We start from the raw sequence: 15,673 nt of genomic DNA on the forward strand, positions 1-15,673 counted from the left end.
GCCGTTTTATTAGTCTTTCAGATAGCGGCAAAGATAAGCGCTTGGCTCGCCTATCTGCAGATGAAACTCGCTGTGACCCGGTACGTTAAACACCGACCCCGCCTCAAACCATGCCCACTGTGTTTCACCCGGCAGCAACACTTTCATCGAGCCGCTGACCACGGTCATCTCTTCCGGCTGGGCCGTTCCAAACGTGTATTCGCCTTCAGCCATGACACCAATGCTGGCACGACCGGTGCTCGCACTGTCAAAACCGATGGATTTAACTTTTCCGTCAAAATACTCACTAACATTGAGCATAATACTTCCTCACAGCACATTAAGGTGTCTGGCAGTGTAGAAGGGAACTTGCTGATCTGTCACGTGAAATAGTGAGTGATTGTGATCCTCACGCGGCGAAGGCTGGCAGAAGAAAAAAAGCAGGACCGATGGCATCCTTGCCAGAGCGACGGCTTACTCTTTTTCGACGTCTTCATAACGCGCTTTTGCGTCATGCGCTTCCTGCTCAGAGTCGTGCTCACTGATTAACGAGTCAGGCTTAGGATGATCGGCCCGCAGTTGCCAGGACATGACTTTTTTGCCTTCGGGGCCTTTTTCGACAGTCACAACGCGCGCTTCTCGGGGGTAAGGAGGTCTTGTCGGCATAATGTGTCCCTCTTGGCTGAATGACATTCCACACGACAGGCGACGCCTGTCATGGGTTAAGTATAGTCAAAACGGCGGAAATGGCGGCCAAAGGGGGATAAATCTGAGGGTTAGCTGGCACGCGCCAGGGATAACGACTGCAGTATCTGCTCAACAACGCGTTCTGGCGCTTGCATGGCATTCACCTCATGATGGGCGGCAGCCTGATACAGATGGGCGCGGGCGCGCAGCACTTCACTCATTTCTTCAGCGATTGGACGCCCGGTTAAAGTCGGTCGCTGAGCGGCTTCCGGCTGGCTTTCCAGACGCCGGGCCAGAATATCAGGCGGTGCACTTAACCAGATCACCTGACCGTGCTCACGCATATACCGCCGGTTACCTTCTGCCAGTACCATTCCGCCGCCCGTGGCGATAATGGTTGAGGGCGCAGTCACGGCTTTAAGCGAGTCGGTTTCACGTGCACGAAAGCTTTCCCATCCTTCCGCCGCCACAATTTCCGCCACGGTACGTTGGGTCGTGAATTGCAGGTGATGATCGGTATCACGAAACGCGTAACCCAGAGCCTGAGACAGGGCTTCACCAATGGTGGTTTTTCCGCATCCGCGCGCACCGATCAAAAAAATGGACAAAGACATCAGGGCAGTTCCTCCGCCGCGCAGCCCATCACAGCTGCTGGTTAGGCTCAATAATAGGACGCATCATAGCGGGAATTTATTTCGCGCTCTACTCATTGAGCGTATTTTACGCATGATTGCGCCCTGCTATCCGACAACACAATGAAATACAGGCAGTTACCCATGCACATTTTGTGCATCAGGCAAAAAAGTTTACGTCAGCAACATTTGCTTACCGCCACGAATTTACATTGCGGCTCATCGCCCCCATATACTGTTAACAGTCGCAACCGGAGAGTCATCATGCAACGCGAAGAACAACAACTGATTGAAAATCTGTTTAGCCGTTTGAAACAAGCTGAAAGCCAGACTGCGGCACGCGATGCTGCAGCCGAACAACTGATCAAACAACATCTGCAGGAGCAACCAGGTGCGCCCTACTATATGGCTCAGGCCATTTTGATTCAGGAAGCGGCACTTAAAAAACTGAATGAGCGGGTTCAGGCGCTGGAAAATCGTCTTGCTCAGCAACAGGCGCAACAGCAGCAGCAGCCCAAGAGCAGCGGTGGATTTTTATCCAGCCTGTTTGGCGGAGGCAGCCAGCAGCCCCAACCGGCTCAGCAGCAGCCTCAGTGGAACAGCGCGCCGCAGCAGCCACCTCAACCACAGCAGCCTTATGCCAGCGCACCTGCGCCACGCGGCAGCGGTTTCCTGGGTGGTGCACTGCAAACCGCAGTGGGCGTGGCAGGTGGCGTGGTCATGGCCGACATGCTGACCAGCATGTTCCATCAGTCGCAGCCGCAGGAAATCGTCAACATCATTAATGAGCAGCCGCCGCTGCCCCAGGTAGACGACAGCCTCAATACCTTTAACGGCGGCAACGATCAGTCGTTTCTCGATCAGGGCACCGGCGCCGATAATCAGTCATTCCTTGATCAAAGTAACGGCTGGAGTGATACCTATGCCGATAACGGCGACCTGAATGATTTTGGCGGCAATGATTACGACGATGACGACAGTTTCGTCTGATTCAGCGTTGCCGTTGTCTGAGCCAGCTGTCGAGTTCATTGGCAAACTGCTGGCGGTCCCGCGGGCTCATGGCGGCGGGACCGCCTGTCTGTACGCCGCTGGCACGCATGGTGTCCATAAAATCACGCATTGTCAGCCGCTCGCGTATGGTCGCGGGAGAGTAACGCTCACCGCGTGGATTGAGCGCCGCCGCGCCTTTTTCAATCACCTCTGCGGCCAACGGAATATCCGCCGTAATCACTAAATCCCCGACCTGCACACGTTTCACAATTTCATTGTCTGCAACATCAAACCCGGCCGGCACCTGTAGCGTACGCAGCCAGGGCGACGGCGGCACACGTAAAAACTGATTCGCGACAAACGTCACCATGGTTTGCGTTCTGTCCGCCGCCCGATACAGCACGTCTTTAATGACGTTGGGGCAGGCGTCCGCATCGACCCAGATAAACATGGTTGTTCCTTCTGCTGGAAAATAGCGACGATGGTAACCTGGTTTCCAAAAGGGGGTTAAGTAAAATTCCCCGCGCCCTCAGGGTTGAGATTATCTCTGCTTTGCCGCGTAAGCCAGGCTGCCAGCGCTTGCCCTGCCCACCAAAACACGCTGCATTTGCCGGGCCTGACTCGCGGAACCCCATGCTGTAGCCGCTTGAGAGCACCCCCGCGTGCGGGGCAGGATCGCGGCGATAGCGTTCGGCTTTCCTGCCCGCCCGCCGACGGGTGCCAGTGCCTGTCTGTGACCGCTAACTTGTTATTAATCCTGTCTGCAGTAAGCTACATCGTTGATAAAGGCGAAACAGTGACAGTTAAGGAGACGGTGATGCTGGACAAGACAATCGGATTTATTGGCGGTGGCAACATGGCAAAGGCCATCATTGGCGGGCTGATAAACAGCGGACAAATTACACCGTCGGCTATCTGGATTTACGATCGCAAACCAGACACCAATCAGCAAATGGCCGAGCAGTACGGTATTAATGCCGCGGAAAGTGCAGAGGCCCTGGCCCAGCATGTGGATATTCTGTTTGGCGCGGTTAAACCGAATGTCATCCTCAAAGTCCTGAAAGAACTGGCTAACAGCCTGAAGAAAGACGCATTGGTCGTTTCTATTGCCGCCGGCGTCACGCTGGATAATCTGGCCTCCGTGCTGGGCCACGATCGTAAAATCATTCGGGCGATGCCGAACACACCTTCTCTGGTGGGCGAAGGCATGACCTCAGTCACGCCCAACGTTCTGGTTGAACAGAACGAAACCGATGAAGTGGTCGCCATATTTGAAAGCTTTGGTCAGGCGGCGGTGGTCGATGAATACCTGATTCACTCGGTGGTGGGCGTCAGTGGTTCCGCCCCGGCTTACGTGTTTATGTTTATCGAAGCCATGGCCGATGCTGCCGTCGCGGGCGGTATGCCACGCGCGCAGGCTTACCGCTTTGCCGCCCAGGCCGTGAAAGGGTCCGCGCAGATGGTACTGGAAACGGGCAAACATCCCGCCGAGTTAAAAGATATGGTCTGTTCGCCCGGTGGCACCACGATTGAAGCGGTAAAAGTGCTGGAAGAAAAAGGCTTTCGTTCCGCCGTGATAGAAGCCATGCAACAGTGCATGGCGAAGTCGGACAAGCTGAGCCGCAGTTAAATCTGGCGCGTCTGGCAAACATGCCGTTTGCCAGACCGTCTCGCTGGCCTGCTATTCTGCAGAACGCTGGGCCTGATACAGCTCAAGTGCCTGTTTTATTGTCATCGGTTGCTGCATCTTTTCAACAAGCGCCGCCGTCAACGTGTACATTCCGCACGAGAAAACCGCCGCCAGCTTCCCCTCTTTGCCATAAAAAGCCATAAAGACCTTATCTTCCAGCGATCCCACCTGCTGGTAGTCGTCCCAGTCGGTAGCATGACCTAAATATTCATAGCGGGTACCGTAATGCGCGGTCCAGAAAAACGGAACGCGGTCATAGTGATGAACATTCCCCATCATGTTCATCGCCGCGGTCTGGCCCTGCTGCTCTGCTACGCGGAAATGCTCAATGCGAAGCGGCCCCTGCGCGGAGGGATAGGTCGCGATATCACCCGCCAGCCAGACGTTTTCTGCTACGCGCAGTTGCTCGTCGGTTTGCAGGCTACCGTCCTCCACTAACGGCAGATCGTGAATAAACGACGTGGCCGGTTTAACGCCGGTGGCGAACAGCACCACGTCGGCGGCAATCTGCTGACCGGATTTCAGCCGAACGCTGGTAACGTGGTTTTCACCCTGAAGCGACGCGGCTTCATCTTCCACAAACTTCACGCCATTCGCCTGATGCAATTCATAAAAATAACGACCGACCGCCTCACCAAACTGTTTTGCAAAGGGTAACGGATTGCGGGCGATAACGGTCACGTCGACATCACGGTTGCGCAGTGACGAGGCCAGTTCCATGCCAATAAAGCTGTTGCCGACAATGACAATCTGCTGGCTTTGATCGACCGCCTGTAGCAGTGCTGCCGTGTGCTGCTTGTTACGCAGAATATGCACGCCGGCTAAATCAGCGCCAGCCAGTTCAGGTTTCACAGGTTCTGCGCCCGTGGCGATTAATAATTTGTCGAACTGCAATGTATTGCCGTCGGCAAACACCAGGCGATGCTGTTGATTATCGACCCGCTCAACCCGCTTCTGAATACGCTCGACGTGATCCAGTACGTCACTGCCAAGCAGCGACGGTACATCGTCAATATCCATTTTTCCAGACGGCACAAATTTCGTCAGCGCCGTACGGTCGTAAGGGGCTTCCGGCTCACGCTCCACCAGCACCAGGCGACCTTTGAAACCATCGTGACGTAATCGCCACAGCGCCGCGCTCCCGGCCGCGCCTCCGCCCAGCACCACAAAGACCGGTTCTGTGGCACCGCTGCCCATGGGAGAAGCCGGTGACATCGCTTTGGGGTTAACCAGAACATTGTCATTTTCGATTCGCAGGGGATACTGTTTCAGGTCAGCCAATGCCAACGGCTCACACATTTTACCGCTGCTCAGTTCAAATGCCGCTTTATGCCAGGGGCAGATAAGCCTGTCGCCACAGATGGCACCCTGCTCAAGCGGCGCACCTGCGTGAGGGCATTTGGCCTGAAAAGCCTGGACGCTGTCACCCTCGCGGATCAGTAACAGCTCCGTTTCACCGAGCTTCTTTTTGACTGGCTGACGTTGCGGTAAATTCTTGAGAGCAACAACAAATTGATAGTTCACGACATGGCTCCTTTTCCGACCGTCACTGTTGAAAGCGCAGCGCATAATCACAGGCTACGCAATCCCTTATAAACAGTAAGTGTGGCAAAGGATCGCAGAGGCTTAGGTCCTGATGTCGATTTTTTTGGCTAACGGCCTGTTTAATCAGCCATTAAAAGTGTGACCGGCATGTAGGGCGGGGAACAGAATGAAGCGGCCACCGAAATGGCCGACATCGTATTAGCTTTTCTTGAGGCACTGACTCATGAAGGTTTTACGCGCATCGCCAGCCAGCTTTTTATCACCGGCCTGCAGGTTACAGGTTTTCATTTTTATCTGTTGTGGCGACATGTCAGCCACCTTGCTGTCTTTTTTCAGGCAATCGCTCATAAATTGCTTACGCACATCGTCTTTTAGCGCTTGCGAACTGGCATGTTGATTACACATGGCCATTTTTTGCTGCTGCGGCGTTTTATCGGCTGCACTGACATTGCTGCTCATCAGCATTCCCGCTAACACCATCATCATAAAACTGCCTTTCATTGTCTTTACTCCATTGTGATGAAGACACTATTCAGTCTGGCACGCGACAGGCAACGTCGATCACTTTTGCCCAGGAATAAGGCAGGGATCGCACTTTTACAGGTAGAAAAAGGGGATTCAGGCAGAGGGGCGCTTAAGTAAGCGACTGACATAATGTTTTAGCAAGGCACCATTTTGCTCATGGTTATCCACACCGGCATGAACCATGGCCGATTCAATGTTATTAACAATGGACTGATGCTGTTCAGGCGGCATCATGCGCAACATGGCGGTGATGACGATCTCCAGCGCTTCAATCTGCGCCACCTGCTCTTTAGACGCTTCTTCTTTTTCTGCCAGAGTAATCAGTAACTCAGCGATGAGATTTTTCATGCCGATGCCCCTTCAGCCAGGTGCAGAAAAAAATATCACCCGTCGGAATAAAAAAAAAGGAATTTTTCATTGGGTTTATCAGGCGGTTAAAATAATCAGCCGGCTGCGATGTTATGTTATTTCATTTATTGAATCGCGAAACCGCTTATCTACTCGAAACCCAAGGCATGACTATTTTATTTTGATGACACCGATATGAAAGATGCAATATTTCCGCTTCAACTATTAGGGTTCTTTTTACGCGAAAATATAATCGGAACGGTTTTCAGGAAACAGATACTACGTTCCCGCGAGGCCAGCATCCCTCAGTGCTATGGGGATGAGTCTTGCCCTCACTCGGCTCACGCCGTCAATGCACAGGGGATTGCGAAAAACACATTTTGCCGCCACGGCTTTACCTGACCTGAAGCGCGTCTCAACGCACGCGTTTGACGACCGATGATGTGCTTAAAAAAACTTATTATTCAAAGAAATAAAACCCTAAACGTTCTCATAATATGTCGTCATTATTCAAAAACCATTCATCACATTTGAAAAATATTGCAGGTTGTTACTGACAAGTCCTGATGACCGACCTATGTTTAAAAAACCGCCAGTTTCGTGCGGTACGTGGGCTGTTCTGACCCGCGTAAAGCTCCCGATAAAACTGCCACCGTTCTTTTTGGGAGCCACTAACTCAGTTGACTCTGCCTGCTGCGCATCTCTGCATCGGGCGGGCTGTCTGTTCGCGGAGAGGGAGAATGAGAGTGCAACCTAACAGCGCCAGCCGTGCTATCACCGATTACTTCAACAGCCCGGACTGGAATGTTCCGCCCGAGTCCGATCTGCTGGCCGTGATAATGCGGGAACTGATGGAAGCCGGTCAGCCAACCACCAATAAGGCCGTTATCGCGCGCGTCATCAATAAGCTGGAATTTGAAGGGGATGAGCAGCGACTGCAACGCTATCGCTCCCTGCTGGACCGGCTGATGGAAACGCGGCCACGTGAGTGAGCCGCATTCCGGTTACTTAACCCATCGGAGCTGATTGGCTTCGCTTACGCTGGCCCGACCACTGCTGCGCTGAAACAGGCAAAGCTCTCGTCCACGCCGGTTTTTCATCTGTTGCTGTGGATAATGCCCTTCGAGCAGTAACGCGCTATAGCCTACGCTGTCGTCATACTCAACCGCCTGCCCCAACACCTTTACCTTGCTTAAGGTGCTGGCATTGATGCACGCCTGGCGCATCACCTGCTGGCTTTGTTGCCATGCGTCAGGGCTGGACGCCAGCGCAAGCGGGCTGACCAGAAGTAAAACTGACAGTGAAATCCGCTGGAGAGGTACCATGCATTGCTCCTTCTTTCGGCCTGAACCAGAAAAAAATTCCCGCCTGAGCGGGAATAAACAAGACGAGCATTGCATATTGAAGTGACGAGGAAATCCTTACCCTGTTGGTTTAACGCTACCGATCACGGTTAGCGCGGCACGACAGGATACAGGCGCTATCTTCGCCTGACGCCATGACAACTCTATGACAATGCGTTGTTTATTTGACACTTACCCACAATAGACGCGGCTAATATTACCGTTTTTGTCTGCCATAAAGTTCAGGCGAGTGAAATTAAAGTCCATTGTTACCGCAGAATTCCACGGGATGGCGCGCACCTTCTGAGTGAAACGCTGATTATCGATGGCGGACAGCGGCTTACCGACGAAATGTTGATACTGGGACGCACCACAGCTGTCCGCTTGCGCGTCGGGCAGCCTGGCAGCCTGGTCGGGTTGCGTGGCCGACTGGCAGGCCGTAAGCAGTAAGAAACCGGTGGCCATCAGCGCTTTTCCATAGTGATTCACGTGTTTTCTCCTCATCGACGTGTAAAACCTGACATCGAAGAGTAACAAGCCTGACTGCAGGTATGAACCGTTAAAATCAAACTTACCGCACAATATTAAGCATTAAATGCTGGCTAATAACGCTATTTGTAGATGAATCACAGCTGCTGGCTGAAATCACGATAATAAGCCGCTGAGACAGTCGACAGATTATTCCTGCGGGAATAACAAAACCGCTCTTTTTTATCGGCGTTGCCGCGTCAATTACCCTGACGGCGATCCGTGTCCGGTAATCTGTCATCACGCCCGATTGACTGTGGGCCTTATTCTCAGGCCAGGCGAATAAGCGCCTGACGCCCGGTTGCAACACCGCAAGGCAATTAGTTAACAAACTGATATTATTCACTTAAAATTCGCACAAACCTGAAACGATCATAAACGAATAATATTGTGTCGTCCGTTCTCTCGACAGCGATCCGACGCGTTGCTACTATGCGCTTATCGTTGCTGGCTGGGTCGCCTATGAACACCAATTCCGACAGAGTGACGCTGACACTGTTTTATGTCGGCAGCTTTGTTGTCTATTACCTTGTTACCATGCTGATTACCTTGTTCCCTAATTACGGTATCCTGCGTAATGACGGTTTGCTGGTGCCCGTGCTCTGCCTGTTTGAGTTTGCAGTGATCTATCCGCTGTATCGTTTTTACTGCCAGCGTCGCACGGATATTCCCCTGGGGTTTTTACGCTCCGGCCAGACGTTACTGTTTATTGGCGCCCTGTTTATTTTAATGGCGGCACAAACGCAGTATTTACAGCCTGAAGGCTGGCTGGTGGCGCAATCACAACAGGGACGCAGCTCAATGCTTATCCTGTTACTGACCGCCGTGTTGCTGGCCCCCGTATTTGAAGAAGTGATGTTTCGCGGCTTTTTGTTGCAAGGCTTCCTGCTGTGGGCCCCCAACAGCCGTTTTGCCTGCATGCTACTCACTTCCCTGCTGTTTGCGTTGATGCATACTCAGTATGTCCACTGGGAAACGGTGGTGGCGCTGACGCTTTTCTCTTTGCTGCTCTGCTACGCGCGCCTGCGCAGCAATACGCTGGCCCTGCCGGTCTTCCTGCATACGTTGAACAACCTGATTGCCATCCTGCCCGCCTGGTATTTCGCCTGACAGGCTTCACTTTTTTATTACCTGTCCTGCAATAACCTGCGAAAAATCAGCTAGTATCGTTTTTTACCCACAGGGATGGATGGTCTGCAAGCCAATGATTACCATGCTGGATGTGGCCCGTAAGGCCGGAGTCTCTAAAGCCACCGTCTCACGCGTGCTGGCCGGAAATCGTTACGTCAGTAAGAGTACGCAACAGAAGGTCTTTCAGGCCATCGCCGAAACCGGTTATCGCCCAAATCTGCTGGCGCGAAGCCTGGCGACCCAAAAATCCCAGAATATTGGCCTCATTGTTACCCATTCACTCTTTAATGGTCCCTACTTCAGCGAACTGCTGTTTCAGGCGGCCACGCTGACCAATAACTATGGTCGGCAGTTAATTCTGGCTGATGGCAAAACCTGCGCTGATGATGAGCGGGCCGCGATTGAGTTTTTGCTCGACCTGCGCTGTGACGCTATCATCATCTATCCCCGCTTTCTGGATACCGAGGCGCTGGATGCCATTATTGAACAGCATGATATTCCCATCATGGTGGTGAACCGCCAGCTTAAGCGCCATCCTGCCCACTGCGTTTGGGCCACGCATCAGCAGAATACGTTTGACGCCACGCGTTATCTGATTGAACGCGGCCACCGCGAGATTGCCTTTATTCGTGGACTGGCCGGTTCGCCGACCGCTGACGCGCGTCTGGCGGGCTATCAGCAGGCGCTGGTCGCGCATGGCATCGCAGATAAAGCACTCATCGTGCAGGGCGCCTGGACGCCCGCCAGTGGGATGGCGGCGGCAAAACAGCTGCTGGATTCGGGAGTGACCTTTAGCGCGCTGATGGCCAGTAACGATGATATGGCGATTGGTGCCGCGCTGGCTCTCAATGCGGCGGGAAAACGGCTGCCAGAAGATGTCTCACTGCTGGGCTTTGATGATATTCGCATGGCTGAATTTTTCCTGCCGCCGCTCACCACGGTGCATGTGCCGGTCGCGGAGATGATTCAGCACACGCTGGCGCAGCTGGTTGCCATGCTGGAAGGTGAAGCGGTCACGGCCCTGCCGCCATTTAGCGGCCACCTGATCGCGCGCGCATCGGTGACGGACGGCCCTTATAAGCAGTAAGACGCGGCCTCCCTGCCGCGCGACCTCAGTAGTCCACTGACGCGTTCAGCGTGGCTCCGTTACTGCGAATCAGCTTTTGGTACCAGAAGAAGCTTTTTTTGCGGTAGCGCGCCAGATCCTTGAGATCTTTCTCATCGCGGTTCACATAAATAAAACCGTAACGCTTGCTGATGCCCTGATGGGTACTCACCAGATCAATTGCCGACCACGGGCAATAACCGAACAGCTCGACGCCATCGGCAATCGCCAGCTGCAACTGAGCGATATGCTCACGCAAATAGTCGATACGGTAATCATCATGCACTTTATTCTCTGCATCCAGGGTGTCAAAAGCCCCTAAACCATTTTCGGTCACGATGAGCGGTAAGGCATAACGCGCATAAATCTGTCGTGCGGTTATGCGGAAGCCGACAGGATCGATATACCAGCCAAACTGGTTTTGTTTCAGATGCGGATTATCGCAACCGACATACACAGACCGGTCAATTCCGGCCATTTGTTGATCGGCATGCGGCCTGCTGTCGGGCGTATTATGCTCTCCTTCTGCGCCTACCGTGGCGGAAGCATAATAGTTAAAAGCGATAAAATCAGGCTTACCGGCGGCGATGATGGCCATATCCTCCGCCTCGATGGTGGGTAGCCAACCTCGCTGCTTCAGAAAAGCCCATACCACGTGGTTGTAGCGCCCGTGAACGGCCAAATCGAGGTAGAGCCAGTTACGGATTGCCGAGAAATTATCAGCTGCCAGCACATCCTCTGGGCGGGAACTCGCGGCATATACGCAAGAGATATTGGGTGCCGGGCCAATTTTCGCCTCCGGCAGCCGTTCATGGCAGGCAATCATCGCCTTGGCCTGCGCCAGCATCATGTGATGGTTTTGCTGGTACAGGGTTTTCTGCGGATCGGCGGTGCCCGGCGGCAAGGTGCCAATCACGTCCCCTTTCAGGATCATCATGTTCTGTTCATTGATGGTCAGCCAGTAGTTGACCTGGCTGCCATAGCGCTCAAAACAGGTGATGGCAAAACGCTCAAAAGCCGCCACCGTACGGCGAGAAGACCAGCCACCGGCATGCTGCAGCGCCCAGGGCAGATCGAAGTGATAAAGCGTCACCAGTGGCGTGATGCCCTGTCGGCAGATCTCATCAATCAACTGCTGATAAAAGGCCACGCCCGCCTCATTTACCGGGCCATCGCCGTCGGGATAAAGGCGGCTCCAGGCGATGGAAAAACGGTAAGTTTTCAGGCCCATCTCCGCCAGCAAGGCGATGTCTTCTTTGAAACGGTGATAGTGGTCGCTGCAAACGGTAAAGTCCGTGATGTCCTGATGGAACGTTGCTTTGTCGATAACAGATGGCCCTTTGCCATCGCTATTCCATCCACCCTCAACCTGATAAGCCGAGGTCGACGCGCCCCAGAGAAAGCCTTCTGGAAACGCGGTCACTGTCGAATGTTGCATAACACCTCCTTTTTAGCGTGCGGCTAACTCCCGGCGCAGTTGAATAATTTCTTCCGCCAGCTCGCGGCAGAGCATCGCGTTCATCAGATGATCCTGGGCATGTACCATAATCAGGTTGACCGGGATCTTTCCGCTGCCCTCATCGGCCCCGATAAGCTGGGTCTGCGTCTGGTGCGCTGCCTTTGCCGCCGCAGTCGCGGCGCTGAGCAGGCTGTCTGCCTGCTCCCAGTTTTGCAGGCGGGCCGCGCGCAAGGCTTCCATTGAGCAGGATCGTGCTTCGCCCGCCTGGATAATCAGTTCGATGACCGTGCTTTCATCAATTTCCATGCATTACTCCTTTACCGGTTGCGCTGCGGCCAGTTCCTGCTGCAGCAATTGACGCTCGTACATTTTGAAAAACGGGTAGTAAATCAATGTGGCAATCGTCACCAGCAGGGCAATCAACACGATGACGCGCCAGTCCCAGCCGGTTGACCAGGCTGCCCCAATCGGTGCTGGCGTCGTCCAGGGTGCCAGCGAGATCACGTGATTGATCAGATTGGTTTTCGTGGCGGTCCAGGCAATGACGGCATTGACTAGCGGGGCAAGAACGAAGGGAATAAACAGAATGGGGTTCATCACCACGGGCGAGCCAAAAATAACCGGTTCGTTGATATTGAACATGCTGGGCACAATGCTGAGCTTACCAATTGAGCGCAGATGGGCAGACTGACTCCGCAAATAGAGCAGCACCAGCCCCATCGTGGAACCGGAGCCACCAATCACGATAAAAAATTGCCAAAAGGGTTCGATAAACACATGGCTGACAGGCTCGCCTGCGTTCAGCGCCTGCTGATTCAACCCAAGGTTGGTCAACCAGAATGCCTGTAAAATGCCGCCGACAATCACGGCGCCGTGAATACCGGCGAACCACAGCAGATGACACAGCAGCACCGCGATCAATACGGCAGGCAGAGAATCTGAGGCAGAAATAATCGGGGAAAAGATCGCCATAATGGCCTGCGGCAGCAGCATACCAAACTGTGCCTGTACCCACAGGCTGAGCGGAAACAGGGTAATAAAAATGGTGATAATCGGGATCAGCAGATCAAACGACTGACGGATTTTCGGCGGTACCTGTTCGGGTAATTTGAAGCCGATATTGTGTTTCTGCAGAAAATGCATCAGCTCCGTAGCAAATAACGCCACCAGAATGGCGGTAAAAATCCCCTCACCGCCCAGCGAACCTACCGGCAGCGTTTTGCCCGTTTGCGGCGCAGCCACGACCAGAAACGCCATCAGCGACAGGCTGGCGGCCATAAAGCCGTTCATTTTGTAGCTGTTCGCCAGGTTGTAGGCGATAGCACTGGCAATATAGAGCGCCATAATGCCCATCGTCATGTTGTAAGGCATCATGATTTGTTCTTCATGCGCCTTCACCATGCCGAGCCACCACTGTGCGAACGCCCAGCTACTGTCTGCCGAAAAAGGCGGATGGGCAAACAACAGCATAAATGAACCGACAATCAGGAACGGCATTGAGGCAATAAAACCATCACGGATGGCGATGACATGGCGCTGGCTGGAGAGGCGGCCAGCCAGCGGACTAATACGATTTTCGATGACACCGAATAAAGATTCGCTCAAGCGACTCATCCCGTCACTCCTTGCTCAGGCAAAAGAGAATAACCCTGCATAAAGTGAATGCAGGTTTGCGCTATATTTTTCAGTTCTTTAGCGATCAGCCAGGAATAAGCTTTAGCGCGGCACTTAATATCTTTTCGCCATTCATCATTCCGTAATCCATGCTGTTAATCACCGCGACGGATTTACTGTACTGCTGAGCAATCGGCTCGAAATCGGCCAGCTTGTATTTAATTTGCGGCCCCAACAGGCAGCAGTCATAGTCGGCAATTGCCTCGCTAAACTCTTCAATTCCTACTGCTTTTATCTCTACATCCATTCCCTGCTCTTTCGCAGCTTTTTCCATTTTTTGCACCACCATACTGGTGGACATTCCGGCGGCACAGCACAGTAAAATTTTGGGCATGGTTCATTCCTCCGTGTGATGAATAATTAACGAATACACAGGGGAAAGATTTTCTGCAACCGGTTTCAGATTTGCATGTCAGAAGTGTGAGAAATATCAAAACGCGTTGCCTTAAGGGATTACCGCCAAACTAGTCAACGGGTATGAAAATTTGCCGATTTTAAAATTCGTTATGGCAGGAATGGAAAGTCGCCCTTGTAGCTGGTCAGAAATGCAGCGCGAACGCTGCGTTGCCCATTGCAGCGATGGGTAAGATTTCACTGCTGTACGCGTCCGGAAGGCGTATAATCGCTCAGAGCAATCCGATACCGCCCAGCGTGATGATTGTCCCTTCCGGCAATTAGCTATACTGGTTTTATAAAAAGGAACATTCACCCCTCTCGTGACGTGCGCGACGGGAGAAGGAGTCGGTTATGTTAATTGGTTTTGTATTGTTGGTAAGCGCCTGTGGACATGATGCCTGTGAAGCGTTGCCGGTATCAGAGCGCATTTATCCAACGAAAACCGCCTGCGAAGTGATGGCAAACCGCATCCACAAGGTCCGTCCTAACGTGGTACTGATGTGTGGTGAAGTGCATCGTTCAGATAACTGAACAGGTCAAGGACACAAAAATGCACATACAACATTGCAAGCTTGCAGGTTAGCGTTCAAAATATAAGCTGTTTTACACCAACATAGTTGTGAATCCCATGAAAACTACTCGTCCCCGCCGTCCAACTGGGCGTTGGGTTTATTACATTTTGTATGAAGGCATTATCTGGCCCTGCCCGGTACGCTGGGAATGGGAAGGCGCTTATGGCGGCTGGCTCCCGTTCTACTATTCACCTACCTTTGAATTTCTGGCGGGCGATCCCGGTAAGGCTTATCGGATTGCACGCAGCGACGTGCGGGCCAGGCGCGCAGAAGAGATTTACGCCTGACGTTTAAGACGCGTTCCAGGGTAACCAGGAAGCGGTAACCAGCAAACAGAGTAACGCCCGCAGTAACACCACCATCAGCAGTACGCCAGGCTTATGGCGAGAAAGCCACGACCTCATGCTCATATCATCGCCGCCTGACGGATTAGCACGCGTGCGCCACAGATTTCCAGCAAGACCCGCCGCCTTTTCCGTGTGTGTTTGCCGAAACGCGTTTGTCATCTCCGCGTCCTTCTGCACAACGCAAAGATGCGCCCGAAGGCGCATCTGGGTACGGCAAGATTCGCGTCAGCATCACGAAAAAGTGATACCGGTCCGCAATCAGTTGTTCAGGGTGTAATCCAGTGTGATTTCAGCATTCAACACCTGAGAAACCGGGCAGCCCGCTTTGGCTTTGTTGATGATCTCATCAAAGGTATCATTATCAATACCTGGCAGAGAAACGGTGCTGGTTAAGGCGATTTTGGTGATCGCAAAGCCTTCACCTTTTTTATCCAGCGATACATCTGCGCTGGTATCAATGCTTTCCGCTTTATGACCGGCATTGCCCAACATTAGCGACAGTGCCATAGAGAAACAGGCCGCATGTGCCGCACCAATCAGCTCTTCCGGGTTAGTGCCTTTTTGCCCTTCAAAACGGGTATTAAAGCCGTAGGGCTGCTGGTTCAGTACACCACTTTCGGTGCTGACTGTGCCTTTGCCTTTGATGTCGCCTTCCCAATGCGCCGAACCTTTCTTATGAATGGTCATGTCATTCCTCCTGTTGGTAAAGAAGGTAAGTATAG

Annotated in this window: 21 protein-coding genes; 7 read left to right on the forward strand and 14 right to left on the reverse strand. The window is 52.9% G+C overall.

Going from position 1 to position 15,673, the window contains the following annotated elements; all coding sequences use genetic code 11:
* Positions 1-9: 9 nt before the first annotated feature.
* The 3 genes from ppnP to aroL form a co-directional block, all read right to left on the reverse strand.
* The gene (gene ppnP / locus CMR03_RS16150) at positions 10-300 is read right to left on the reverse strand and encodes a pyrimidine/purine nucleoside phosphorylase (protein WP_063878607.1); all 291 of its coding nucleotides are present in this window, start codon (positions 298-300) and stop codon (positions 10-12) included.
* Between the two features lie 153 nt (positions 301-453).
* Positions 454-645: a YaiA family protein gene (locus CMR03_RS16155; RefSeq protein ID WP_063878606.1), complete on the reverse strand. Its 192-nt coding sequence runs from the start codon at positions 643-645 to the stop codon at positions 454-456.
* A 110-nt stretch (positions 646-755) separates the two neighbouring features.
* Entirely contained in the window at positions 756-1,280 is a 525-nt protein-coding gene (gene aroL / locus CMR03_RS16160) for a shikimate kinase AroL (protein WP_063878605.1), read from the reverse strand.
* Positions 1,281-1,562: 282 nt separating this feature from the next.
* Between aroL and CMR03_RS16165 the strand changes: the two genes are divergently transcribed.
* On the forward strand, positions 1,563-2,288 hold the full coding sequence (locus tag CMR03_RS16165; protein ID WP_096012021.1) for a DUF2076 domain-containing protein: 726 nt from the start codon (positions 1,563-1,565) through the stop codon (positions 2,286-2,288).
* 1 nt (position 2,289) lies between these two features.
* Here the strand turns inward: CMR03_RS16165 and CMR03_RS16170 are convergent, their stop codons facing one another.
* A complete protein-coding gene (locus tag CMR03_RS16170) occupies positions 2,290-2,739 on the reverse strand; it encodes a YaiI/YqxD family protein (RefSeq protein ID WP_096012022.1) in 450 nt (149 codons plus the stop codon).
* 366 nt (positions 2,740-3,105) lie between these two features.
* On the opposite strand from CMR03_RS16170, the gene proC reads away from it, so the two are divergent.
* Entirely contained in the window at positions 3,106-3,918 is an 813-nt protein-coding gene (proC, locus tag CMR03_RS16175; protein ID WP_063878602.1) for a pyrroline-5-carboxylate reductase, read from the forward strand.
* Positions 3,919-3,969: 51 nt separating this feature from the next.
* Here proC and CMR03_RS16180 read toward each other — a convergent pair whose 3' ends face one another.
* The 3 genes from CMR03_RS16180 to iraP all read right to left on the reverse strand — a co-directional run bounded on the left by CMR03_RS16180 (position 3,970) and on the right by iraP (position 6,396).
* Positions 3,970-5,502 carry an FAD-dependent oxidoreductase gene (locus CMR03_RS16180; RefSeq protein ID WP_096012023.1) on the reverse strand — a complete coding sequence of 511 codons (1,533 nt, stop codon included), beginning with the start codon at positions 5,500-5,502 and terminating at the stop codon, positions 3,970-3,972.
* Between the two features lie 219 nt (positions 5,503-5,721).
* On the reverse strand, positions 5,722-6,024 hold the full coding sequence (locus CMR03_RS16185) for a PsiF family protein (protein WP_096012024.1): 303 nt from the start codon (positions 6,022-6,024) through the stop codon (positions 5,722-5,724).
* Positions 6,025-6,141: 117 nt separating this feature from the next.
* Complete coding sequence (gene iraP, locus CMR03_RS16190) at positions 6,142-6,396, reverse strand: anti-adapter protein IraP (RefSeq protein WP_063878599.1); 255 nt, start codon at positions 6,394-6,396, stop codon at positions 6,142-6,144.
* Between the two features lie 740 nt (positions 6,397-7,136).
* Here iraP and CMR03_RS16200 point away from each other — a divergent pair.
* Positions 7,137-7,388 carry a biofilm development regulator YmgB/AriR family protein gene (locus CMR03_RS16200; protein ID WP_096012026.1) on the forward strand — a complete coding sequence of 84 codons (252 nt, stop codon included), beginning with the start codon at positions 7,137-7,139 and terminating at the stop codon, positions 7,386-7,388.
* Positions 7,389-7,400: 12 nt separating this feature from the next.
* Here CMR03_RS16200 and CMR03_RS16205 read toward each other — a convergent pair whose 3' ends face one another.
* Positions 7,401-7,721 carry a hypothetical protein gene (locus CMR03_RS16205; RefSeq protein WP_063878597.1) on the reverse strand — a complete coding sequence of 107 codons (321 nt, stop codon included), beginning with the start codon at positions 7,719-7,721 and terminating at the stop codon, positions 7,401-7,403.
* Positions 7,722-7,931: 210 nt separating this feature from the next.
* Entirely contained in the window at positions 7,932-8,228 is a 297-nt protein-coding gene (locus CMR03_RS16210) for an I78 family peptidase inhibitor (protein WP_063878596.1), read from the reverse strand.
* Positions 8,229-8,729: 501 nt separating this feature from the next.
* On the opposite strand from CMR03_RS16210, the gene CMR03_RS16215 reads away from it, so the two are divergent.
* Both CMR03_RS16215 and CMR03_RS16220 read left to right on the forward strand, forming a co-directional pair.
* Complete coding sequence (locus CMR03_RS16215) at positions 8,730-9,377, forward strand: CPBP family intramembrane glutamic endopeptidase (protein WP_063878595.1); 648 nt, start codon at positions 8,730-8,732, stop codon at positions 9,375-9,377.
* 94 nt (positions 9,378-9,471) lie between these two features.
* Complete coding sequence (locus tag CMR03_RS16220; protein WP_128604225.1) at positions 9,472-10,485, forward strand: LacI family DNA-binding transcriptional regulator; 1,014 nt, start codon at positions 9,472-9,474, stop codon at positions 10,483-10,485.
* A gap of 25 nt (positions 10,486-10,510) precedes the next feature.
* Here the strand turns inward: CMR03_RS16220 and CMR03_RS16225 are convergent, their stop codons facing one another.
* The 4 genes from CMR03_RS16225 to CMR03_RS16240 form a co-directional block, all read right to left on the reverse strand.
* On the reverse strand, positions 10,511-11,941 hold the full coding sequence (locus CMR03_RS16225; protein WP_096012028.1) for a glycoside hydrolase family 1 protein: 1,431 nt from the start codon (positions 11,939-11,941) through the stop codon (positions 10,511-10,513).
* Positions 11,942-11,953: 12 nt separating this feature from the next.
* The gene (locus CMR03_RS16230; protein WP_063878592.1) at positions 11,954-12,268 is read right to left on the reverse strand and encodes a PTS lactose/cellobiose transporter subunit IIA; all 315 of its coding nucleotides are present in this window, start codon (positions 12,266-12,268) and stop codon (positions 11,954-11,956) included.
* A gap of 3 nt (positions 12,269-12,271) precedes the next feature.
* Positions 12,272-13,576 (reverse strand): PTS sugar transporter subunit IIC, encoded by a 1,305-nt coding sequence (locus CMR03_RS16235; RefSeq protein ID WP_096012029.1) that lies wholly within the window; start codon positions 13,574-13,576, stop codon positions 12,272-12,274.
* An 85-nt stretch (positions 13,577-13,661) separates the two neighbouring features.
* Positions 13,662-13,970, reverse strand: a complete 309-nt coding sequence (locus CMR03_RS16240) for a PTS sugar transporter subunit IIB (RefSeq protein WP_063878590.1) — start codon at positions 13,968-13,970, stop codon at positions 13,662-13,664.
* Positions 13,971-14,383: 413 nt separating this feature from the next.
* On the opposite strand from CMR03_RS16240, the gene CMR03_RS16245 reads away from it, so the two are divergent.
* Both CMR03_RS16245 and CMR03_RS16250 read left to right on the forward strand, forming a co-directional pair.
* Positions 14,384-14,563, forward strand: a complete 180-nt coding sequence (locus CMR03_RS16245) for a hypothetical protein (protein WP_063878589.1) — start codon at positions 14,384-14,386, stop codon at positions 14,561-14,563.
* Between the two features lie 97 nt (positions 14,564-14,660).
* Positions 14,661-14,891 carry a hypothetical protein gene (locus tag CMR03_RS16250; protein WP_063878588.1) on the forward strand — a complete coding sequence of 77 codons (231 nt, stop codon included), beginning with the start codon at positions 14,661-14,663 and terminating at the stop codon, positions 14,889-14,891.
* Between the two features lie 318 nt (positions 14,892-15,209).
* Here CMR03_RS16250 and CMR03_RS16260 read toward each other — a convergent pair whose 3' ends face one another.
* Positions 15,210-15,638: an OsmC family protein gene (locus CMR03_RS16260; protein ID WP_063878586.1), complete on the reverse strand. Its 429-nt coding sequence runs from the start codon at positions 15,636-15,638 to the stop codon at positions 15,210-15,212.
* Positions 15,639-15,673 lie beyond the last annotated feature (35 nt).

Source organism: Pantoea allii (genome assembly GCF_002307475.1).
Taxonomy (GTDB): Bacteria; Pseudomonadota; Gammaproteobacteria; order Enterobacterales; family Enterobacteriaceae; genus Pantoea; species Pantoea allii.